A 22,547-nucleotide genomic window follows, 5' to 3' on the forward strand; every position below is an offset into this window, starting at 1 on the left:
GGCCATCCAGACGGTGTGAGCTCCGCCCTCCGATTTGTCTCCGTTGCCTTAGGTGGCAAGGAGGACTGAGGGATGATTGTCGCTATCATACTGCTTTTGGTCGCAGTCGGCTCGGTGCTGTTTCACATCTACAGCCCGTGGTGGTGGACGCCGATCGCCACTAACTGGCGCTACATTGACGACACCATCAACATAACCTTCTGGATCACTGGGGCGGTTTTCTTCGCGGTCATCGCTTTCATGGCCTATTGCGTCTTCCGCTTTCATCACAAGGAAGGAAGACAGGCACACTACAATCCGGAGAACAAGAAGCTCGAGTGGTGGCTCAGCATCGGGACGGCAATCGGCGTCGGAGCCATGCTGGCGCCTGGCCTGTTCGTCTGGCACCAGTTCGTCACGGTTCCGGCGAACGCTACCGAGATCGAGGTCATGGGCCAACAGTGGCAATGGGCCTTCCGCCTGCCGGGGAAGGATGGCCGGATGGGCACGACCGATGTCCGCCACATCAGTCCCGAGAACCCTATGGGCCTGAATCGCGACGACCCGCACGGGCAAGACGACGTCGTGATCGAAAGTGGCGAGATGCACCTCCCGGTCGGAAAGCCGATCAAGGTTTTGCTCCGCTCAGTCGACGTCCTGCACGATTTCTATGTGCCCGAATTCCGGGCCAAGATGGATATGGTGCCCGGCATGGTCACCTATTTCTGGATGACTCCGATCCGAACCGGAACGTTTGACGTGCTGTGCGCCGAGTTGTGCGGCGCAGCGCATGCACAGATGCGGGCCAAGGTCATCGTCGAGGAAGAAAGCGAATATCACGCCTGGCTGGAGCAACAGAAGACGTTTGCGGAATTGTCAGGCCGAAGCGCCGTTACGAAGGCGACATACAGATCAGGCGGCAAGTAGGTGCCGCTGCGAAGATAGATCGGGCGCGTGAGACCGAGTCCTCACCCCCGACGGAAACGACCGAGGAGGTATTTCTATGGTCGATGTTCCATATGAAGCAACCGTCGACGTTCCGCCTGCCGAAGTGGCAGAGGTTGAACTCTATCACCCCAAAAGCTGGTGGACACAGTACGTCTTTTCGCAGGACGCCAAAGTCATCGCCATCCAATACTCGCTGACGGCGACGGCAATCGGTCTGGTGGCGCTGGTGCTGTCGTGGCTGATGCGCCTGCAACTGGGGTTTCCGGGCACATTTTCCTTCATCGATGCGAGCCAGTACCTCCAGTTCATCACCATGCACGGCATGATCATGGTGATCTACCTGCTTACAGCCTTGTTCCTGGGAGGCTTTGGCAACTACCTGATCCCGCTGATGGTCGGCGCCCGGGACATGGTTTTCCCCTATGTGAACATGCTGAGCTACTGGGTCTACCTGCTCGCCGTCATCGTGCTGGCTTCGACCTTCTTCGTACCCGGCGGGCCCACCGGCGCCGGCTGGACGCTATACCCGCCGCAGGCGATTCTGTCCGGCACCCCCGGGCAGGATTGGGGCATCATTCTCATGCTGTCCTCACTGATCCTGTTCATCATCGGCTTCACGATGGGCGGGCTGAACTACGTGGTGACGGTGCTGCAGGCGCGCACCCGCGGCATGACGCTGATGCGGCTGCCCTTGACAGTATGGGGCATCTTCACGGCCACCATCATGGCGCTATTGGCCTTCCCGGCGCTGTTCGTCGCCTCCGTCATGATGCTGTTCGACCGTCTCCTCGGAACCAGCTTCTTCATGCCCGCACTCGTCGAGATGGGGCAGCAGATGAAGTATGGCGGCGGCAGCCCGATCCTGTTCCAGCACCTGTTCTGGTTCTTTGGACATCCCGAAGTCTATATCGTCGCCCTGCCCGCCTTCGGCATCGTTTCCGATCTGATCAGCACGCATGCGCGAAAGAACATCTTCGGCTATCGCATGATGGTTTGGGCCATTGTGGCGATCGGCGCGCTCAGCTTTATAGTGTGGGCGCACCACATGTATGTGAGCGGCATGCACCCGCACTTCGGGTTCTTCTTCGCTACGACGACGCTCATCATCGCCATCCCCACCGCCATCAAAGTCTACAACTGGGTGCTAACCCTGTGGCGCGGCGACATTCATCTCACGGTGCCGATGCTGTTCGCGCTCGGCTTTATCATAACATTCGTGAACGGCGGGCTCACCGGCCTCTTTCTCGGCAACGTCGTCGTGGATGTGCCGCTTTCGGATACCATGTTCGTTGTCGCGCATTTCCACATGGTGATGGGCGTGGCGCCCATCATGGTCGTGCTGGGAGCAATCTATCATTGGTACCCCAAGGTCACCGGGCGGATGCTGGATGACTGGATGGGCAAGTTCCATTTCTGGGTCACGTTCCTCGGTGCCTACCTGATCTTCTTCCCTATGCACTATCTTGGACTGCTCGGGGTGCCGCGCCGGTATCACGACATCGGCGAAGCGGCGTTCATCACCCCATCGGTGCATACGCTGAACGCCTTCATGAGCGTGGTGGCGCTGATCGTGGGCCTCGCCCAGATGGTGTTCCTGTTCAACCTGGTCTGGAGCTATTTCAAGGGCAGGCCTTCCGGCGGCAATCCGTGGCGGGCAACAACACTGGAATGGCAGACGCCGGAGACGCCGCCCGGACACGGCAACTGGGGCAAGGAGCTCCCGGTGGTCTATCGCTGGGCGTATGATTACAGCGTGCCAGGCGCCAAGGAAGATTTCATTCCGCAGAACCAGCCGCCCGCGACACGGGCCGTTCAGGAAGCTGCGCCATGAGCGCCATCATCCTGTTCATGGCTGTGATAGCGGTCATCATTGGATGGTGGCTGTCGCGGCAACGGCTGACAGCCAAACCCTGGCTGGAAGAAGGTTCGATCGATCACTTCCCGGGCACGGGAGCAATGACCCTGCCGGCAGCGAAGATCGGACTGGGGGTATTTCTCGCGGTCGCCAGTTCGTTGTTCGCACTTTTCATGAGCGCTTATTCCATGCGCATGAACATGGTGGACTGGCGGGCTCTGCCCGTGCCGGGGCTGCTGTGGTTCAACACCGGCGTCCTGGTCGTGAGCAGCGTCGCGCTGCAATGGGCATACGTGGCCGCGCACCGGAACAGCATGGACGGTGTAATCATCGGCCTGTGCGCAGGGGGAGCGTCTGCCGTAACATTCCTGGTTGGGCAACTGCTGGCGTGGCAACAGCTTAGGGCCGCGGGCTATTTCATCGCGTCCAATCCAGCCAATTCCTTCTTCTACATGATCACCGCGGCGCACGGGTTGCATCTGATGGGCGGTCTGGTGGCCCTGGGCAGAACGACTGCCAAGGTGTGGCGCGGCGCTGAGATGCCCCAAGTGCGCCTGAGTGTGGAGCTCTGCACGATCTACTGGCATTTCCTGCTGTTGGTCTGGCTGGTCTTGCTTGGCCTGTTGACGGGCTGGACGGACGATTTCGTCGACATCTGTCGCCGGCTGCTCAGCTAGGGAGAGACCAGATGGCAGAGACGGTGCTGACAAACTCTGGAAAATCGCCTGCGCAGACTGCCGGCTTGAAGGGTGTCGCCGCCGACTGGTCCTCGGATCAGCGCGCGTTCAAGAACGTGTCCTGGGGGAAGGCCATGATGTGGATCTTCCTCCTGAGCGACACCTTCATCTTCAGTTGCTTCCTGCTCTCGTACATGACGGCGCGAATGTCCACGACCGTGCCGTGGCCCAATCCGAGTGAGGTGTTCGCTCTCGAGATTGGGGGGCATCACATCCCGCTCATCCTGATCGCCATCATGACCTTCGTCCTGATCAGCAGCAGCGGGACGATGGCGATGGCCGTTAATTTCGGCTACCGCCGCGATCGCGTCAAAACCGCAGTCCTGATGCTGGTTACGGCAGCACTTGGCGCAACGTTCGTCGGGATGCAGGCCTTCGAGTGGACCAAGCTGATCATGGAGGGAGTGCGGCCGTGGGAGAACCCCTGGGGTGCGGCGCAGTTCGGCTCCAGCTTTTTCATGATCACAGGCTTCCACGGAACGCACGTGACCTTCGGCGTGATTTTCCTGATCGCTATCGCGCGAAAGGTCTGGCGCGGAGATTTTGATCACGGACGACGCGGATTCTTCACGAGCCGGAAGGGAAACTACGAAATCGTCGAAATAATGGGCCTGTACTGGCACTTCGTCGATCTCGTGTGGGTATTCATCTTTGCCTTTTTCTATCTTTGGTGAGGTCAACGCATGACAAACGTGGCGGTAGATTTGGGGACCCGACAACCTTCGCTGCACACTCACACGCATGAGGCAGTCGCAGTCGCTGCTGGAGCCGCGCACGCAGAGGGCCAGCAGCACCCGATCAAGCTCTATCTCGTGGTCTGGGGATGGTTGTTTGTCCTCAGCGCCTGCTCCTATCTCGTCGACTACTTTGGCCTTCAGGGTTATCTCAGATGGTCGCTGATCCTGCTGTTCATGATGTTGAAGGCGGGCCTGATCGTCGCCGTCTTCATGCATATGGCCTGGGAGCGGCTGGCTCTGGTCTACGCTATCCTGCTGCCGCCGGTGCTGGTGCTGGTGTTCGTGGCCATCATGGTGTTCGAATCCGACTACACGCACTTCATCCGGGTCCTGTTCTTCGCATCACCGACGTAGTTATTTTTGCTTCGCGCGGAGGTGCTTCAAGGCGTCGCCAGTTCGCTTGCAACAGGGGGGCATCAGTCTCATGCAAATCAATCGTTCAATTCTCCTTCGCGGGAGGTATGCCAACGTCGGGGACTATGTCGCGCTGACAAAGCCGCGCGTTATGTCGCTGGTCGTATTTACGGCACTCGTCGGCCTCATGGTCGCGCCAGGCGACATCGATCCATTCGCCGGTATGGCTGCCCTTCTTTGCATAGCTGCCGGAGCTGGCGCTGCAGGTGCTCTCAATATGTGGTACGACGCCGACATCGATGCGGTGATGGCGCGCACCGCCATGCGTCCAATTCCTGGCGGCCGTGTATCTCGCTCGGAAGCATTGGTTTTCGGGCTGATGCTCGGCGTGTGCGCCGTTCTGGCTCTCGGCACTTTGCTGAACTTGGCCGCGGCTGCGCTGCTTGCGTTCACAATTTTCTTTTATGTCGTCGTCTACACGATGTGGCTCAAGCGCCGAACACCGCAGAACATCGTCATTGGCGGTGCTGCTGGCGCGCTGCCTCCAGTGATCGGCTGGGTTGCTGCCGCCGGAGGTGCCGGGATTGAGCCGCTGATCCTGTTCCTGATCATCTTCCTTTGGACGCCACCCCACTTCTGGGCACTGTCGCTCAATCTTGCCGGAGAATATACTAGGGCCGGCGTGCCGATGCTGCCGGTCGTAGCCGGCGAAGCCGAAACAAAACGCCAGATTCTTCTCTACAGCGTTTTTCTCGCTCTGATCTCATTGCTACCTTGGGCGCTGGGGTTCGCCGGAGCGATCTATGGCGCGGCTGCGGCGATCCTTGGGGCGATCATGGTTTTTCTTTCATGGCAAGTACATCGGAGCGACGATAAGCAACGGCGGCCTGCTCGTCGCCTGTTTGCGTTTTCGATACTCTATCTGGTTCTTCTGTTCGGCGTGCTGCTGATGAATGCGACACCCTACGCTCAGCCCCGCTAGAACGAAGCCCGCGCAATAACGCCGGCAGCCGGCGAGACCGTTACCGCGTCTTCCAGAACTCGACGACGCGCTGGGCGGTCATGGGCATCAGGCGCACGTAATTCACACGCGCGCTTTCGATGTCGGCAGGCGATGCCGTCCGGTTCGGACCGAGCCGAAGGATGATCAGCGCGCGCACCGTCGCCCATTCGAGATCGATGGCTTTGCCGGCGATCAGGATCGGATCGTAGCGATCGCCGCTGATCAGGCGGTCGAGGGTTTCGATCTTGACGCCGGTCATCGCCGACAGCGCGGCGATCGATTCCTCGTATTTGAAGACCCTGGCAAAGTTGAGCAACGCGCCTTCGCCGAGCGCGCCTTCGCGGTGGAGCTTCAGCACCGTGCGCTGCGCCGGCACGAAGTCGCGTCGCTCCTCGCGTTCGGACGGGCCGGTGATGGCAGTCATTGCCTGCTTGATATCGGCCTGGCGCTCGGGCTTGACGACCTGGAACAGGCGGCGACGGATGATGTCGATGGAGCCGGAGAGCAACTCCTTCAATTGCGCAGGCGACAGATCGTCGCGCTGGCCGAGCCTGATCGTCAGCACGCCGTCCTGGCCGGCGCGCTTGATCAGCGTCGAATAGCCTTCCGATGAAAAGGCCGCGCCCGCATTGCCGGCGGCGCGCCTGACCACCGCGCGGTCGCCGCGGGCGATCATGACGTCGGTGAGATCGGCCGAAAGCGTCGGCCGCTCCGCCATCGCCAGCAGATGACCCTGGCCCTTCATGGACGCAATTTCGAACAGCATCTTTTCGTCGATGACCGGCGAGCGGCGCAGCAGCGGGCCGGCAATGGCGATTTCATCCTCATGGGCAAGTTGGCCGACCAGGCCACGCGGCGCATTCGCCAGCGTCGACAAGCGCTCGGCCAACTCGGCGCGCGCCTCGATCTCGGCATGCGGAACGAGGCCGGTCAGAACGCCATCGAAAAAATCGACGTGATCGGGGCGGAAGCTTGCTGCACCCTGCAGGAAGAGTTCGCTGATACGGCGCGCGGCATCGGCGCGGCGCTTGGGGTCGCCACGACTGACAATGTCGTCGAGTTCCGGGATCAGCGATGGTGAAGCAATCATAAACCTACCTAAACCGGCCAAAATTGGCTGGTTTTCGGGGAAATCTAGGCGGCGTTCATGAATGAAGGGTTAGACTTTACCCCGCTCTCAAAGCTTGGCAAAATCGGCCTTAACGGGATTGCGGGCCTTGTCGGATTGCGGAAAAACCGCTATATCCGCGGCAACTTATGGTTCTCATACGATCGCGTATTGAGAGTGGGCCCCCCGGGACCCGCTCTTTTTTATTACCTGAACCCGCCTTGCCCAGAACGGGCCTCAAGGGCGGTTCGGGGAACCGACCGGACCTCCGGTTAGGCCCGGCCTAAACCCATGCAAGTAAGACGCTTTTGACCCTGGACATGACCGATCCAACTGCTGTTCCCGAGGATGCCGACCTCTTGGCCGAGCCCCGTCTCGTCGTCGAGCCGGGCGTGGCGGCGCGGGTGTCGGCGGTTGCCGGCCCGGTTTTGCAGGGAATGGGCTACCGGCTGGTTCGGATCAAGATCTCCGGCGAGGCCGGATGCACCGTCCAGATCATGGCGGAGCGGCCCGACGGCTCGATGCAGATCGAGGATTGCGAGGCGATCTCGCGGGCGCTGTCGCCGGTGCTCGACGTCGCCGATCCGATCGACCGTGCCTACCGTCTGGAGATTTCATCACCCGGCATCGACCGCCCGCTGGTGCGTCGCTCCGATTTCGAGCGCTACGGCGGTCATCTCGTGAAGATCGAAATGGCAGTCGCCCATCAGGGCCGCAAGCGCTTTCGTGGTACGCTCGCCGGCGTCGAGGGCAATGCCGTGCGGCTACATCGGGATGACACACGCGCGGACGAAGATGCCGACGTGCTCCTGGTGATGGAAGACATCTCCGACGCACGGCTGGTTCTGACCGACGAGTTGATCGCTGAATCGATGCGGCGCGGCAAGCAAGCCGAGCGCGAGTTGAAGCAGAATCTCGGGCTGGTGCCGCCGCCTCCGCCGCACGCAAAAAAGAGCGATCCGGCGAAGGGCAAGAAACCGAAGACCGGCAAGAAGCCGGAGCCGACGAATACAAAGAAACACCGCCTCGCTGCAGAAAGACTCCGCAGGGGCGAGATCGATCCTACCGAAGGAGACTAAGCCATGGCAGTCAGTGCCAACAAACTCGAGCTGCTGCAGATCGCAGACGCGGTTGCCCGCGAAAAGTCGATCGACCGCGGCATCGTGATCGCCGCGATGGAAGACGCCATCGCCAAGGCGGCCCGCGCCCGTTACGGCAGCGAGACCGACGTTCACGCCGAGATCGACGCCAAGAAGGGCGAACTGCGGCTGTCCCGCCATATGCTGGTGGTCGATCACGTCGAGAACTCGGCGAACCAGATTTCGCTGGCGGACGCGCAGCGCGCCAATCCGGGCGCCCAGGTCGGCGACACCATCGCCGACACGCTGCCGCCGCTGGAATATGGCCGCATCGCCGCGCAATCCGCCAAGCAGGTGATCGTGCAGAAGGTGCGCGAGGCCGAACGCGACCGGCAATACCAGGAGTTCAAGGACCGCATCGGCGACATCGTCAACGGCGTCGTCAAGCGCGTCGAATATGGCAGCGTCATCGTCGATCTGGGCCGCGGTGAAGCGATCATCCGCCGCGACGAAATGCTGCCGCGCGAGGTGTTCCGCAACGGCGACCGCGTCCGCGCCTATATCTTCGACGTCCGCCGCGAAACCCGCGGACCGCAGATCTTCCTCTCCCGCACCCATCCGCAGTTCATGGCCAAACTGTTCGCGCAGGAAGTGCCGGAAATCTACGACGGCATCGTCGAGATCAAGGCGGTGGCCCGCGATCCCGGCTCGCGCGCGAAAATCGGCGTGATTTCCAGGGATTCCTCGGTGGATCCGGTCGGCGCCTGCGTCGGCATGCGCGGCTCGCGCGTGCAGGCGGTGGTGAACGAACTGCAGGGCGAAAAGATCGACATCATTCCGTGGTCGCCCGACATCGCGACCTTCGTCGTCAACGCGCTGGCGCCCGCCGAAGTCGCCAAGGTCGTGATCGACGAGGATCGCGAGCGGATCGAGGTCGTGGTTCCCGACACCAACAACCAGCTCTCGCTGGCGATCGGCCGGCGCGGCCAGAACGTGCGCCTCGCTTCGCAGCTCACCGGCTGGGATATCGACATCCTCACCGAGCAGGAAGAATCCGAGCGCCGTCAGGCCGATTTCGAGAACTCGACCCGCGTTTTCATGGAAGCGCTGAACGTCGACGAAGTGGTGGGTCAGTTGCTGGCATCCGAAGGCTTCACGTCGGTCGAGGAACTGGCGCTGGTCGATGCCAAGGAATTGGCCGGTATCGAGGGTTTCGACGAGGAAACCGCCAACGAGCTGCAGAGCCGGGCGAGAGAATATCTGGAGCAGCTCGAAACCGAGCTGGAAAACAAGCGCAAGGAACTCGGCGTGGAAGATGCAATGAAGAAGGTCCCCGGCGTGACCTCGAAGATGCTGGTGAAGTTCGGCGAAAACGACATCAAGACGGTCGAGGATCTGGCGGGCTGCGCCACCGACGACCTGGTCGGCTGGACCGAGCGCAAGGAAGGCGGCGAGCCGACCAAGCATCCCGGCATTCTCGACGCCAACGAGATCTCGCGCGAAGATGCGGAAGCCATGATCATGCAGGCTCGCGTCATTGCCGGCTGGATCACCGAGGCCGAACTCGCCAAGCAATCCGAGACGGCTGAAGCCACCGAAGACCAGACGGCGTAATGCGGGTGTTCCGCAAAACCGAAACTCTTTTCTGCGCGCAAACCGTGCGCAGATGACTGGAGCCATCAAACAGGCATGCTTGCTTTGGCTGACCCCGATCTCGACCATGGGCCGCGGACCGACAAGTCCGCGACCATGCGGATGTGCGCGGTCAGTCGCGAGGTGCGTCCGATCGACGAGCTGATCCGGTTCGTTGTCACCCCCTCGGGCGAGGTGATCCCCGATTTGAAACGCAAGCTGCCCGGCCGCGGCCTCTGGGTATCGGCCTCGCGCCGGACGGTTGCGGAAGCGGTGCGGCGTCACCAATTTAGCAGAGGGTTCAAGCGCGACGTCCGGGTCGCGGCGACCCTTCCCGCCGATACCGAGGCCCTGCTGGAACGAAGCTGCACCGAGGCACTGGCCATGGCGGCCAAGGCCGGTCAGGTGGTTTCCGGCTTTGCCAAGGTCGAGGGCCTGCTCGAACAGGGCAGGGCCGAAGTCCTGGTCCACGCTTCCGACGGCGCGGCCGACGGAATCCGCAAATTGGACGCGATCGCCGGGCAAAGGGGCCGAAATATCGGTGAATCGCGGGATTTGCCGATTGTTAGTGCCTTAACCTCGGCACAATTGGATTTGGCACTGGGCCGGTCAAATGTGATACATGCTGCGCTGCTCGCGGGCCCGGCGAGCAAAACGTTCCTGTCGCGCTGCCAGATCCTGGTTCGATACCGGACGGACGATGACGACAAGACCGGGATGGCGGCCAGAAATTCTGACTGACGAAGATTGGTTCCGAAGACCTGCTTCAATGACGGTGCGGAAAACGCACAACGCTAACGAGATTAGGACTGCTGAATGGTTGATACCAAAACGCCTGGCGACAAGACTTTGAGTGTTCCGACCAAGACCTTGACGCTGAAGCCGCGGGTCGAGACGGGCACCGTGCGCCAGAGCTTCAGCCATGGCCGGACCAAGCAGGTCGTGGTCGAAAAGCGTGGCAAGCGCCGCGTCGGCGGCGACGCGCCCGCCACTGAGACGCATGCGCCCGAGCCGGCCGCCGCCAAGGCGGCGCCCGCCGCAAAGGCCCCCCTCTCCCGCCCTGCAGCAACGCCGGGTGCCGCGCCGCGCGGCGGTTCGGGCGTGGTGCTGCGAACGCTGACGGAAGACGAGCGTTCCGCCCGCGCCAGCGCGCTGGCCGACGCCAAGATGCGCGAAATCGAGGAACGCCGTCTGGCCGAGGAAGAGGCCAAGCGCCGCGCCAGCCGTGAAGGCATCGAACAGGCCGAACGCGAGGCCGCCGAAGCCCGCCGCAAGGCCGAGGAAGAACGGCACCGCCTGGAAGAGGAAGCCAAGCGCAAGGCCGAAGTCGAGGCCAAGAAGCGATTTGGCGAGACCGAGGCCAAGCCCGCGGCGACGACGACGCCGGCACCCGCCGCAGCACGACCCGCCGCCGCCCGCCCGGCCGGCGCCCGTCCGGCAGCGGTGCCGCCCGCGCGTGCCCCGGGCGTTGCCGCCGACGGTTCCGATGAAGACGAAGGTCCGCGTCAGATTCGGCGCGGCCCCGGCGGCGCCATGCGCCCCGTAGCCGCTCCCAAGACCACCCACAAGCCCGGTCCGCAAAAGGAGCGCGGCCGCCTGACCGTGGTCACCGCGCTCAATGATGACGTGCGCGAGCGTTCGATCGCCTCGTTCCGCCGCCGCACCCAGCGCCTGAAGGGCCATGCCGCCAACGAGCCGAAGGAAAAGCTGGTCCGCGAGGTCACGATTCCGGAAGCGATCACGATCCAGGAACTTGCCAACCGCATGTCGGAGCGCGCGGTCGATGTCATCCGCATGCTGATGAAGCAGGGCGCGATGCACAAGATCACCGACGTGATCGATGCCGATACAGCGCAGCTAATCGCCGAGGAACTGGGCCACACCGTCAAGCGCGTCGCCGCGTCCGACGTTGAAGAAGGCCTGTTCGACGTCGTCGACGATTCCACCGATACCGAGCCGCGCTCGCCGGTCGTCACCGTGATGGGCCATGTCGATCACGGCAAGACCTCGCTGCTTGACGCGCTGCGCCACGCCAACGTGGTGTCGGGCGAAGCCGGCGGCATCACCCAGCATATCGGCGCCTATCAGGTGACCTCGCCGGAAAGCGGCAAGAAGATCACCTTCATCGATACGCCCGGCCACGCCGCGTTCACCGCGATGCGTGCGCGCGGCGCCAAGGTAACCGACATCGTGATCCTGGTGGTGGCGGCCGATGACGGCGTCATGCCGCAGACGGTGGAGGCGATCAACCACGCCAAGGCGGCGAAGGTGCCGATGATCGTGGCGATCAACAAGATCGACAAGCCCGACGCCAAGCCGGAACGCGTGCGCACCGAGCTGTTGCAGCACGAGGTTCAGGTCGAATCGTTCGGCGGTGAAGTCGTCGACGTCGAGGTCTCCGCCAAGAACAAGACCAATCTCGACAAGCTGCTCGAAATGATCGCGCTGCAGGCCGAGCTGCTCGACCTCAAGACCAATTCGGAACGGCCTGCCGAAGGCACCGTGATCGAAGCCAAGCTCGATCGCGGCCGCGGCCCGGTTGCGACCGTGCTGGTCCAGCGCGGCACGCTGAGGGTTGGCGACATCATCGTGGCCGGCGCCGAAATGGGCCGTGTCCGCGCGCTGATCTCGGACCAGGGCGAGAACATCGACGAAGCCGGACCTTCGGTGCCGGTCGAGGTGCTCGGCTTCAACGGCCCGCCGGAAGCCGGCGACCGCCTTGCGGTGGTCGAGAACGAAGCCCGCGCCCGCCAGGTAACGAGCTATCGCGCCCACCAGAAGCGCGAGAACGCCGCTGCCTCGATTTCCGGCATGCGCGGCTCGCTCGAGCAGATGATGTCGCAGCTCAAGACCGCGGGCCGCAAGGAATTCCCGCTGATCGTCAAAGCCGACGTTCAGGGCTCGCTCGAAGCCATTTTGGGTTCGCTGGAAAAACTCGGCACCGACGAAGTCGCCGCGCGCATCCTGCACGCGGGCGTCGGCGGCATCTCCGAATCCGACGTCACGCTGGCGGAAGGCTTCAATGCCGCGATCATCGGTTTTTCGGTGCGCGCCAACAAGGAAGCTGCCGCGGCAGCCAAGCGCAACGGCATCGAGATCCGCTACTACAACATCATCTACGATCTCGTCGACGACATCAAAAAGGCGATGTCCGGCCTGCTCGCGCCGACGCTGCGCGAAACCATGCTGGGCAATGCGCAGATCCTGGAAGTGTTCAACATTTCCAAGGTCGGCAAGGTCGCCGGCTGCCGCGTGACCGACGGCACCGTGGAGCGCGGCGCCAATGTTCGCCTGATCCGCGACAACGTCGTCGTGCACGAAGGCAAGCTTTCGACGCTGAAGCGCTTCAAGGACGAAGTGAAGGAAGTGCAGTCCGGCCAGGAATGCGGCATGGCGTTCGAGAATTACGGCGACATGCGTGTCGGCGACGTCATCGAATGTTATCGCGTGGAGACGATCCAGCGCTCTCTGTAAGTCCAAGTCTTACGAAGAGCTTGGGATTTTTGAACTAAACCGTCATGCCCCGCCTGGTGCGCAATTGCGCCCTGGGATGGGGCATCCAGTAGTCACCGCAACTAACGTTGAGCACGGAATACGTCATCACCCGCTTTCGCGGGTGATGACGGCAATTGGGATTTCGACAATGCCCCGCCATCACAGCAAGGGTTCCGCTCCCGGCGGCTCGCAACGACAATTGCGCGTCGGCGAAACGGTGCGCCATGCGGTCGCCGATATTCTGTCGCACGGTAACGTGCACGACCCCGACCTCGAAGGCCACATCATCACCGTTCCCGAGGTGCGAATGTCGCCGGACCTGAAACTCGCGACGATTTACGTAATGCCGCTCGGTGGACGCGACACCGACGTCGTGATTGCAGCGCTCGAACGCAACAAGAAATTCCTGCGCGGCGAGATCGCACATCGCGTTAACTTAAAATTTGCTCCCGACCTTCGCTTTCGCGTCGACGAACGATTCGACGAAGCGGAACGGATCGAGAAATTACTGCGAACACCTGCGGTGCAAAGAGACCTCGCACCCGATTCGGACGATAAGTGATGGTTACGACCGCTGCCAACCGCGCGATCGAGCAGCAAACTGCCGATTCGCACGACGCTGAAAAAAATAATTTTTCCGATTCACGCAACGATGGTGAACGCCGCGCGGACGATAGTAATCGCCGCGACAACAACGATCCGCGCCACACCAAGCAGCCGCGCCAGAACAACCAGCCGCGGCGCGACAAGCGCGACGTTCATGGCTGGGTGATTCTCGACAAGCCGATCGGCATGACTTCGACGCATGCGGTCGCCATTCTCAAGCGCCTGTTCCAGGCCAAGCGCGCCGGCCACGCCGGCACGCTCGATCCGCTGGCGTCCGGCGGCCTGCCGATCGCGCTCGGCGAGGCCACCAAGACGGTTCCATTCGTGATGGACGGCCGCAAGCGCTACCGCTTCACGGTCGCCTGGGGCGAGGAGCGCGACACCGACGATACCGAGGGGCGGGTGACCCAGAGCAGCGAACTCCGCCCGTCAGCGGACGCGATCCGGGCCCTGCTGCCTCAGTTCACCGGGCTGATCGAGCAGATCCCGCCGCAATATTCGGCGATCAAGGTCCAGGGCGAGCGCGCCTATGACCTCGCGCGGGACGGCGAAACCGTCGAATTGAAGCCACGGCCGGTCGAGATTCACGAATTAACCCTTGTAGAACATGGAGATAACGGCCAATCCGTGTTCGAGGCGGAGTGCGGCAAGGGCACCTATGTCCGGGCGCTGGCCCGCGATATCGGCCGAATTCTGGGCTGTTTCGGCCATATCTGCGCGTTGCGGCGGACGTTGGTCGGCCCGTTCCGCGAAACGGACATGATTCCGCTGGAAGAGTTGGAGGCTTTATGCAATAGAGCCGCGTCTGGCGAGGGAAGCCTCGCCGACGCGCTTTTGCCCGTTGAGACCGCGCTGGACGACATCCCGGCACTGGCCGTCACACGGGCTGATGCGGCAAGGCTCCACAGGGGCCAGGCCGTTTTGTTGCGCGGACGGGATGCGCCCAATAGTAGCGGCACAGTCTATGTCACGGTGGCAGGCCGTCTTTTGGCGCTTGCTGAAATTGGCAATGGCGAACTCATCCCCAAGCGCGTGTTCAACCTGACCGGGCTGACTGCCAGTCCCGGTCGCAGCAATGAGAGAGTTTGACGATGTCGATTACCGCCGAACGCAAAGCGGAAGTCATCAAGACGAATGCCACCAAAGCCGGCGACACCGGCTCGCCCGAGGTCCAGGTTGCGATCCTGTCGGAACGCATCAACAATCTCACGGGCCACTTCAAGACCCACGTGAAGGACAATCATTCACGCCGCGGCCTCCTGAAGCTCGTGTCGACGCGCCGCTCGCTTCTCGACTACATCAAGAAGAAGGACGAGGCGCGTTACAAGGCGTTGCTCGAAAAGCATAACATTCGCCGTTGATTTGAGTGTACGCGCGCGCAGTTTGCGCGCGTTTTCGCATGATTTTCCGAAGAAGCGGACTCCAGTTTTTGGAGGCGATCATGCGCAAGGAGCATCATCCGACAAGGATCGTGCTCGACAAACGTCCAGCAGCAATCCGGCCGCTGGACCGGGCAAGGTGCCCATGACTGCCGGGAGGATGGACGCCATCCGAAAGATAAAGACCATGGCAGGATCGCCGGATGCTGATCTCATGTTGCGATCAGCGTCCCGCCATCTTGCGCATGGTCTTTGTGTTTTTGGGCTCCGCTCTCTCGTGAACCCATGAAAGAAGACCACTATGTTTAATACGCATTCCGTCGAGATCGACTGGGGTGGACGTCCCCTCAAGCTGGAAACCGGCAAGATCGCCCGTCAGGCCGACGGCGCCGTGATGGCGACCTACGGCGAGACCGTCGTGCTTGCCACCGTCGTTGCCGCCAAAGCGCCGCGCGAAGGCGTCGACTTCCTGCCGCTGACCGTGGACTACCAGGAAAAGACCTACGCCGCGGGCCGCATTCCCGGCGGCTACTTCAAGCGCGAGGGACGTCCGACCGAAAAGGAGACGCTGGTCTCCCGCCTGATCGACCGCCCGATCCGTCCGCTGTTCGCTGACGGCTGGCGCAATGAAACCCAAGTAATCGTCACCGTGCTCTCGCATGACATGGAGAACGATCCCGACGTGCTGTCGATGGTCGCCGCCTCGGCCGCGCTGACGTTGTCGGGCGCTCCGTTCAAGGGACCGATCGGCGCCGCGCGCGTTGCCTTCAGCAACGACGAATACATCCTCAACCCGACGCTCGATGAAATGACCGACACGCAGCTCGACCTCGTCGTCGCCGGCACGTCGGACGCGGTGCTGATGGTCGAATCCGAAGCCAAGGAGCTCTCGGAAGAGATCATGCTCGGCGCGGTCATGTTCGGTCACCGCCACTTCCAGCCGGTGATCAAGGCGATCATCGAGCTGGCCGAGAAGGCCGCCAAGGACCCGCGCGAAGTCACCATCATCGACAACAGCGAGATCGAGAAGGAAATGCTCGGCCTGGTCGAGCAGGACCTGCGCTCGGCCTACGCGATTCCGATCAAGCAGGAGCGCTATGCGGCGGTCGGCAAGGCCAAGGAAAAGGTGATTGCGCACTATTTCCCGGAAGGCCAGGAGCCGAAATACGACAAGCTGCGCATCGCCGGCGTGTTCAAGGAGCTCGAAGCCAAGATCGTTCGGTGGAACATCCTCGATACCGGCAAGCGCATCGACGGCCGCGACAGCAAGACCGTGCGCAACATCATCGCCGAAGTCGGCGTCCTGCCGCGCGCCCATGGTTCGGCGCTGTTCACCCGCGGCGAGACCCAGGCGATGGTCGTGACCACGCTCGGCACCGGCGAGGACGAGCAATACATCGACGCGCTGTCAGGAACCTACAAAGAGACGTTCCTGCTGCATTACAACTTCCCGCCCTACTCGGTCGGTGAAACCGGACGGCTCGGCGGCACCAAGCGCCGCGAGATCGGCCACGGCAAGCTCGCCTGGCGCGCGATCCATCCGGTGCTGCCGCCGCATCACGAATTTCCCTACACCGTGCGCGTGGTCTCCGAGATCACCGAATCCAACGGCTCGTCGTCGATGGCCTCGGTGTGCGGCGCCTCGCTGGCGCTGATGGATGCAGGCGTTCCCTTGAAGCGGCCGACCGCGGGCATCGCGATGGGCCTGATCCTGGAAGGCTCCCGCTTTGCGGTCCTGTCCGACATTCTCGGCGACGAGGATCATCTCGGCGACATGGACTTCAAGGTGGCCGGCACCGACCAGGGCATCACCTCGCTGCAGATGGACATCAAGATCGAGGGCATCACCGAGGAGATCATGAAGGTCGCGCTCGGTCAGGCGAGGGAAGGGCGTGTCCACATCCTCGGCGAAATGGCCAAGGCGCTGACCAACGCCCGCGCCGAGCTCGGCGAATACGCGCCGCGCATCGAGACCTTCAAGATCGCGACCGACAAGATCCGTGAAGTGATCGGCACCGGCGGCAAGGTGATCCGCGAGATCGTCGAAAAGACCGGCGCCAAGGTCAACATCGAGGACGACGGCACGGTCAAGGTTGCCTCCAATGACGGCGAGGCGATGAAGGCCGCGATCAAGTGGATCAAGTCGATCGCCTCCGATCCGGAGATCGGCCAGATCTATGAGGGCACCGTGGTCAAGGTGATGGAGTTCGGCGCGTTCGTGAACTTCTTCGGCGCCAAGGACGGCCTGGTCCACATCAGCCAGCTCGCCGCCAACCGCGTGCAGAAGACCTCCGACGTCGTCAAGGAAGGCGACAAGGTCAAGGTCAAGCTGCTCGGCTTCGACGACCGCGGCAAGACCCGGCTGTCGATGAAGGTGGTCGATCAGGTGACCGGCGAGGACCTCGAGGCCAAACAGAAGGCGGAAGGCCAAGCGCCGCGTGAAGCCGCCGGCGAGTAAGGCATCGCTAAAATGTGAACAAGAGGGCGGCCGAACGGCCGCCCTTTTTTGTTGGCGGCCCGAGTTACACTGCCAGGACCGCGCGGCACCTGTGCGATTCCGTCGCAGGGCTATGAGGAAAGAAAACGAAACCCGATCGCGCCCCTCGCCCGTAACTTGCCGCGCAGCGGCCAGCGGCGTCCCGTCCACACATATTCACCAGGCTCACCTACATAAGGAGAATTCGATGTCATCCATGTCCCGGCGCCACTTGATGTTTGCTGCAACCGGTATCGCGGCCGTGGCTGCAGCCCCACGTCTGGTCTTCGCGCAGGCCGCTGCTCCCGCCCCAACCGGGCCGTTCACGCTGCCGCCGCTGACCTATCCGACCAATGCGTTCGAACCCCACATCGACGCCAAGACGATGGAAATCCACCATGGCAAGCACCATGCAGCCTATGTCGCCAACCTCAACAACGTCGCCAAGACCAATCCGCAATTGGGCACGGCGAAGATCGAGGACGTGCTCGGCAACCTGAATGCGCTCGACGACAGCATCAAATTCACCGTCCGTAACAATCTCGGCGGCCATGCCAACCACACCATGTTCTGGGAGATCATGGGCCCGAACGGCGGCAAGCCGGAGGGCGAGGTGCTGGCGGCGATCGATCGCGATCTCGGCGGCATGGAAAAATTCCAGAACGATTTTAATGCTGCCGGCGGACGCCAGTTCGGCTCGGGCTGGGTGTTCGTGACGGTGGGCAAGGACGGCAAGCTTGCGATCGAGACCCGTCCGAACCAGGACAATCCGATGATGGACGGCAAGCGCGCCCTGATGGGTAACGACGTCTGGGAGCACGCTTATTACCTGAACTACCAGAACCGCCGCGCGGATTATCTGAAAGCGTGGTGGAATACGGTGAACTGGGCCAAGATCGCCGAGCGTTATGCCGCGGCGAAGGCCGGTACACTCGGCGTTTGAGCGCATCCCATGTGAAATCCCATGTGGAAAGGGCGGCCTCTCGGCCGCCCTTTTTTGTTTTCCGGATGGCTCTTGCCAGGATCAGGCGATGTCGAATCGATCGAGGTTCATCACCTTGGTCCACGCCGCCACGAAATCCTTCGCAAACTTCTCCTTCGAGTCCGTGCACGCATAGACTTCCGCGAAGGCGCGGAGCTGCGAGTGCGAACCGAAGATCAGGTCAACGCGGGTGCCGGTCCACTTGACGGCATTCGTCTTGCGGTCTCGGCTCTCGTATACGCCGTCGGAGCCGGCGGGCTGCCATTGCGTGCCCATGTCGAGCAGGTTGACGAAGAAATCGTTCGTCAGCGTGCCGGGCTTTTGGGTGAACACGCCGTGCTTCGACCCGCCAAAATTGGCGCCGAGGACACGCAGGCCGCCGACGAGAACCGTCATCTCCGGCCCCGTCAGCCGCAGCAACTGCGCCCGGTCCACCAATGCTTCCTCAGGCTTCATGAACTGGTGCTTCTTAGCACTGACGAAGTTGCGGAAGCCGTCGGCACGCGGTTCGATCGGGGCGAAGGATTCGACGTCGGTCTGGTCCTGCGACGCGTCCATGCGCCCCGGCGTGAACGGCACCTTCACGTCTAGTCCGGCGTCCTTGGCGGCTTTTTCGACCGCCGCGCAGCCGCCGAGAACGATCAGGTCGGCAAGCGAGACCTTCTTGCCGAACTCCTTCTGGATCGCCTCTAACTTCTGCAGCACGCTCTTGAGCTCGGCCGGCTGGTTGACCTCCCAGTCCTTCTGCGGGCTGAGGCGAATCCGCGCGCCGTTCGCGCCACCGCGCTTGTCGGAGCCGCGGAACGTCGAGGCCGACGCCCATGCGGTCGAGACGAGCTGGGACACCGAGAGGCCGGAGGCGAGAATCTTCGCCTTCAGCGCGGCGATGTCCTGCTCGCCGATCAGCGGATGATCGACCGCCGGAATCGGGTCCTGCCAGATCAGCGTTTCCTTCGGCACCAGCGGGCCGAGATAACGCGCGATCGGGCCCATGTCGCGGTGCGTGAGCTTGAACCAGGCACGCGCGAACGCATCCGCAAACTGGTCCGGATTCTCGTAGAAGCGCCGCGAGATCTTCTCGTAGGCCGGGTCGAGGCGCAGCGACAGGTCGGTGGTCAGCATGGTCGGCACATGCTTCTTCGACTTGTCGTAGGCGTCCGGGATCGTGGCTTCCGTCCCTTTTGCCTTCCACTGCTTCGCGCCAGCCGGGCTCTGCGTCAGTTCCCATTCGTTTTCGAACAGGTTCTTGAAGAACAGATTGCTCCACTTGGTCGGCGTCTGCGTCCAGATGACTTCAGGGCCGCCGGTGATGGCGTCGGCGCCGACGCCCGTGCCATGCTTGCTCTTCCAGCCGAGGCCCTGATCCTCGAGCGCACCGCTTTCCGGGTCCGCTCCGACCAGCGAGGGATCGCCGGCGCCGTGGGTCTTGCCGAAGGAGTGACCGCCGGCAATCAGGGCGACGGTTTCCTCGTCGTTCATCGCCATGCGAAAGAAGGTCTCGCGGATATCCTTGGCCGCCGCGATCGGGTCCGGATTGCCGTTCGGCCCTTCCGGGTTGACGTAGATGAGGCCCATCTGCACGGCGCCGAGCGGCTCGGCGAGCTGGCGTTCGCCGCTATAGCGTTCGTCGCCGAGCCAGGTGCCCTCAGGCCCCCAGAACAGCTCCTCGGGCTCCCAGACGTCGGGGCGGCCGCCGGCGAAGCCGAACGTCTTGAAGCCCATCGATTCCAGCGCGACGTTGCCGGCCAGAATCATCAGGTCGGCCCACGATATTTTCCGGCCGTATTTCTGCTTGATCGGCCACAACAGCCGGCGCGCCTTGTCGAGATTGGCGTTGTCAGGCCAGCTATTCAGCGGCGCGAAGCGCTGCTGACCGGCGCCGGCGCCGCCGCGGCCATCCGTGATGCGGTAGGTGCCCGCGCTGTGCCACGCCATGCGGATCATCAGGCCGCCGTAGTGACCGAAGTCGGCCGGCCACCATTCCTGCGAGTCCGTCATCAACGCGTGCAGGTCCTTGATCACGGCATTGAGGTCGAGCGTCTTGAATTCCTTGGCGTAGTCGAACGCCTCGCCCATCGGATCGGAGAGCGTGGAATTGCGGTGAAGGACCGAAACGTCAAGCGAGTCCGGCCACCAGTCGCGGTTCGTGCGTGCGCGATTGCCGCCCGAGAACGGGCATTTGGTCTTGTCATCCATGATTGTCTCCTGAGGTCGCTTCCTGTTCGGATTGGAAGCACTCTAAGCAGTGCCTTCCATCAGGTGAAGTTGATTTTAATGATCGATCTGATAAGATATTCTGATGATCCAGATGACACTCAGACAGCTTCGCTATTTCGATGCGCTGGCACGTCACGGCCATTTCGGACGCGCAGCAGAGGCATGTTCGATCTCGCAGCCGGCGCTGTCGATGCAAATCAAGGAAATGGAAGAAGTCCTGGGCGGCGTGCTGCTGGAACGAAGCGCGCGACAGGTGACGTTGACGAAATTCGGCGAAGAGATCGTCCAGCGTGTCCGCGACATCCTGCGCTCGGTCGATGAACTCGGAGATTTTGCCCGTGCCTCGCGTGACCGGCTCGCAGGGCGCTTACGCATCGGCATGATTCCTACGATTGCGCCCTATCTTTTGCCGAAGGTGATCGAGAATCTCGCGCGCCTGCATCCGGAGCTCGACATTCACGTGCGTGAGACGCTGACGCCGAAGCTTATCAAGGAAGTTGTCGAGGGCCGGCTCGATACCGCGATCGTTGCGCTGCCGGTGTCGGAGCCTTCGCTGACCGAGGTCGCGTGTTTTTCTGAGAATTTCCTGCTGGTGCGGCCGGGCGAGGATGAAGGAACGCCGGTACCGAGCCACGACACGCTGCGCGAAATGCGGCTCCTGCTGCTCGAGGAGGGCCACTGCTTCCGCGATCAGGCGCTGTCGTTCTGCAACATGCAGTCCTCGCCGCCGCGGGAAGTCCTGGACGCGAGCTCGCTGTCGACGCTCGTGCAAATGGTCGGCGCCGGTATCGGCGTCACCCTGATCCCGGAAATGGCGGTCGCGGTGGAAACCCGCTCGGCGCCGGTCTCCGTCGCCCGCTTCAGGAATCCGCAGCCGTCGCGAACCATCGGCATGGTCTGGCGCAAGACGAGCCCACTCGCCGGACAGCTCCAGCAAATCTCCGAAGTGGTTTGCCTCGCAGCCGACGCGTTGCGCGAACAGCGCAAGACGGGATCGTCATCACGGAAATCACGGGCCTGACCAGCCGGGCGCCTCGGGAGTTATCGGCGTGGAAGCTATGCTCGGCTTGCGGACGACATCTGCACCCTCTAGTTTATCTGCCTTGTGTCATCAACTAGCTTCGCTGCTGCCATCCACGTGTCATGCTTCGCGGTAAGATCTGCTGCGCGGAAGTTGACCAACATGTCGTTGAAACACGGCTCGCTAGTTCCAGGCGTAGTGCATTGCCAATTCGCGGTAGACGCGCAATGAACAAGCGCTGTCTGTCCACGCCGAAGAAAGGTTCGTCCCATGATCCAACTCTACTGGTCGCCGCGCTCCCGCTCCTTCTCCGCGATCTGGCTGCTGGAAGAAGCCGGGCTGCCTTATGAGCGCGTGCTCACCGACATCACCACGGGCGCGCAGAAGGCGCCGGAATATCTAGCGATCAATCCGATGGGCAAGGTGCCGGGATTGAAGGACGGCGACGCCGCGCTCGGAGAGGCGGCCGCGATCTGCGCCTACATCGGCGACCGCTATCCGGAAGCCAACCTTGCGCCGGCCGCCACCGATCCGCTGCGCGCAAGATACCTGCAGTGGCTGTTCTTCTCGCCGAGCTGCATCGAACCGGCGCTGATCCAGCTCTTCACGAAGCTGGAGGTGCCGTCGAGCACGGCGGCGTGGGGAAGTGCGACCCAGACGTTCGACGTGCTCGATGCCGCCTTGCAGAAGGGCCCTTGGATTCTCGGAGAGAAATTCTCCGCCGCCGACATCATGCTCGGCTCCGGCCTGAATTTCGCGGTGCGGATGTTCAAGATGGTGCCGCCACGGCCGTCGTTCGACATTTATATCGACCGCTGCGCGGCGCGTCCGGCCTTCCAGCGCGCGGAGAAGATCGCTGCGGGATGATCGAATCGTAGGGTGGGCAAAGCGCAGCGTGCCCACCGCTCAAGATGCATCTGGCGATAGGTGGTGGGCACG

The 22,547-nt window shown here is 62.3% G+C and carries 19 protein-coding genes; 17 read left to right on the plus strand and 2 right to left on the minus strand.

Annotation, left to right across the window (positions count from 1 at the left end; translation table 11 throughout):
* Positions 1 to 72 precede the first annotated feature (72 nt).
* From V1292_RS07450 to V1292_RS07475, 6 genes are all read left to right on the plus strand, one after another.
* On the plus strand, positions 73 to 906 hold the full coding sequence (locus V1292_RS07450) for a cytochrome c oxidase subunit II (RefSeq protein WP_334371466.1): 834 nt from the start codon (positions 73 to 75) through the stop codon (positions 904 to 906).
* 76 nt (positions 907 to 982) lie between these two features.
* Complete coding sequence (locus V1292_RS07455; protein ID WP_334371468.1) at positions 983 to 2,758, plus strand: cbb3-type cytochrome c oxidase subunit I; 1,776 nt, start codon at positions 983 to 985, stop codon at positions 2,756 to 2,758.
* Positions 2,755 to 3,459, plus strand: coding sequence for a cytochrome c oxidase subunit 3 (locus V1292_RS07460; protein ID WP_334371469.1), 705 nt, complete (start codon positions 2,755 to 2,757; stop codon positions 3,457 to 3,459). Before V1292_RS07455 ends, V1292_RS07460 begins: the two co-directional genes overlap by 4 nt.
* A gap of 11 nt (positions 3,460 to 3,470) precedes the next feature.
* Positions 3,471 to 4,193, plus strand: a complete 723-nt coding sequence (locus V1292_RS07465; RefSeq protein ID WP_334371470.1) for a heme-copper oxidase subunit III family protein — start codon at positions 3,471 to 3,473, stop codon at positions 4,191 to 4,193.
* A 9-nt stretch (positions 4,194 to 4,202) separates the two neighbouring features.
* Positions 4,203 to 4,610, plus strand: a complete 408-nt coding sequence (locus V1292_RS07470) for a cytochrome C oxidase subunit IV family protein (RefSeq protein ID WP_334371471.1) — start codon at positions 4,203 to 4,205, stop codon at positions 4,608 to 4,610.
* A 70-nt stretch (positions 4,611 to 4,680) separates the two neighbouring features.
* Positions 4,681 to 5,592 (plus strand): heme o synthase, encoded by a 912-nt coding sequence (locus V1292_RS07475; RefSeq protein WP_334371472.1) that lies wholly within the window; start codon positions 4,681 to 4,683, stop codon positions 5,590 to 5,592.
* Positions 5,593 to 5,632: 40 nt separating this feature from the next.
* On the opposite strand, the gene V1292_RS07480 is transcribed toward V1292_RS07475, so the two are convergent.
* Complete coding sequence (locus tag V1292_RS07480; RefSeq protein ID WP_334371473.1) at positions 5,633 to 6,703, minus strand: DUF2336 domain-containing protein; 1,071 nt, start codon at positions 6,701 to 6,703, stop codon at positions 5,633 to 5,635.
* 338 nt (positions 6,704 to 7,041) lie between these two features.
* On the opposite strand from V1292_RS07480, the gene rimP reads away from it, so the two are divergent.
* The 9 genes from rimP to V1292_RS07525 all read left to right on the plus strand — a co-directional run bounded on the left by rimP (position 7,042) and on the right by V1292_RS07525 (position 18,331).
* Positions 7,042 to 7,800, plus strand: coding sequence for a ribosome maturation factor RimP (gene rimP, locus V1292_RS07485; RefSeq protein ID WP_334371475.1), 759 nt, complete (start codon positions 7,042 to 7,044; stop codon positions 7,798 to 7,800).
* Between the two features lie 3 nt (positions 7,801 to 7,803).
* Complete coding sequence (gene nusA / locus V1292_RS07490) at positions 7,804 to 9,414, plus strand: transcription termination factor NusA (RefSeq protein ID WP_057844732.1); 1,611 nt, start codon at positions 7,804 to 7,806, stop codon at positions 9,412 to 9,414.
* 75 nt (positions 9,415 to 9,489) lie between these two features.
* Entirely contained in the window at positions 9,490 to 10,173 is a 684-nt protein-coding gene (locus V1292_RS07495; RefSeq protein WP_334371476.1) for an RNA-binding protein, read from the plus strand.
* A 75-nt stretch (positions 10,174 to 10,248) separates the two neighbouring features.
* Positions 10,249 to 12,906, plus strand: a complete 2,658-nt coding sequence (gene infB / locus V1292_RS07500) for a translation initiation factor IF-2 (RefSeq protein ID WP_334371478.1) — start codon at positions 10,249 to 10,251, stop codon at positions 12,904 to 12,906.
* Positions 12,907 to 13,075: 169 nt separating this feature from the next.
* The gene (gene rbfA / locus V1292_RS07505; RefSeq protein ID WP_028347857.1) at positions 13,076 to 13,489 is read left to right on the plus strand and encodes a 30S ribosome-binding factor RbfA; all 414 of its coding nucleotides are present in this window, start codon (positions 13,076 to 13,078) and stop codon (positions 13,487 to 13,489) included.
* Positions 13,489 to 14,622: a tRNA pseudouridine(55) synthase TruB gene (gene truB, locus V1292_RS07510; RefSeq protein ID WP_334371479.1), complete on the plus strand. Its 1,134-nt coding sequence runs from the start codon at positions 13,489 to 13,491 to the stop codon at positions 14,620 to 14,622. Before rbfA ends, truB begins: the two co-directional genes overlap by 1 nt.
* 2 nt (positions 14,623 to 14,624) lie before the next feature.
* The gene (rpsO, locus tag V1292_RS07515) at positions 14,625 to 14,894 is read left to right on the plus strand and encodes a 30S ribosomal protein S15 (RefSeq protein ID WP_028347859.1); all 270 of its coding nucleotides are present in this window, start codon (positions 14,625 to 14,627) and stop codon (positions 14,892 to 14,894) included.
* Positions 14,895 to 15,213: 319 nt separating this feature from the next.
* Complete coding sequence (gene pnp / locus V1292_RS07520) at positions 15,214 to 17,370, plus strand: polyribonucleotide nucleotidyltransferase (RefSeq protein ID WP_334371481.1); 2,157 nt, start codon at positions 15,214 to 15,216, stop codon at positions 17,368 to 17,370.
* Between the two features lie 226 nt (positions 17,371 to 17,596).
* Complete coding sequence (locus V1292_RS07525; protein WP_334371483.1) at positions 17,597 to 18,331, plus strand: superoxide dismutase; 735 nt, start codon at positions 17,597 to 17,599, stop codon at positions 18,329 to 18,331.
* A gap of 81 nt (positions 18,332 to 18,412) precedes the next feature.
* Here the strand turns inward: V1292_RS07525 and katG are convergent, their stop codons facing one another.
* Positions 18,413 to 20,566 carry a catalase/peroxidase HPI gene (gene katG, locus V1292_RS07530; protein ID WP_334371485.1) on the minus strand — a complete coding sequence of 718 codons (2,154 nt, stop codon included), beginning with the start codon at positions 20,564 to 20,566 and terminating at the stop codon, positions 18,413 to 18,415.
* Between the two features lie 103 nt (positions 20,567 to 20,669).
* Here katG and V1292_RS07535 point away from each other — a divergent pair, with 103 nt between their 5' ends.
* Together V1292_RS07535 and V1292_RS07540 are read left to right on the plus strand one after the other, a co-directional pair.
* Complete coding sequence (locus V1292_RS07535; RefSeq protein ID WP_334371487.1) at positions 20,670 to 21,608, plus strand: LysR substrate-binding domain-containing protein; 939 nt, start codon at positions 20,670 to 20,672, stop codon at positions 21,606 to 21,608.
* A 270-nt stretch (positions 21,609 to 21,878) separates the two neighbouring features.
* Positions 21,879 to 22,475 carry a glutathione S-transferase family protein gene (locus tag V1292_RS07540; RefSeq protein ID WP_334371489.1) on the plus strand — a complete coding sequence of 199 codons (597 nt, stop codon included), beginning with the start codon at positions 21,879 to 21,881 and terminating at the stop codon, positions 22,473 to 22,475.
* Positions 22,476 to 22,547 lie beyond the last annotated feature (72 nt).

It is taken from the genome of Bradyrhizobium sp. AZCC 1719 (assembly GCF_036924525.1).
GTDB lineage: Bacteria > Pseudomonadota > Alphaproteobacteria > Rhizobiales > Xanthobacteraceae > Bradyrhizobium.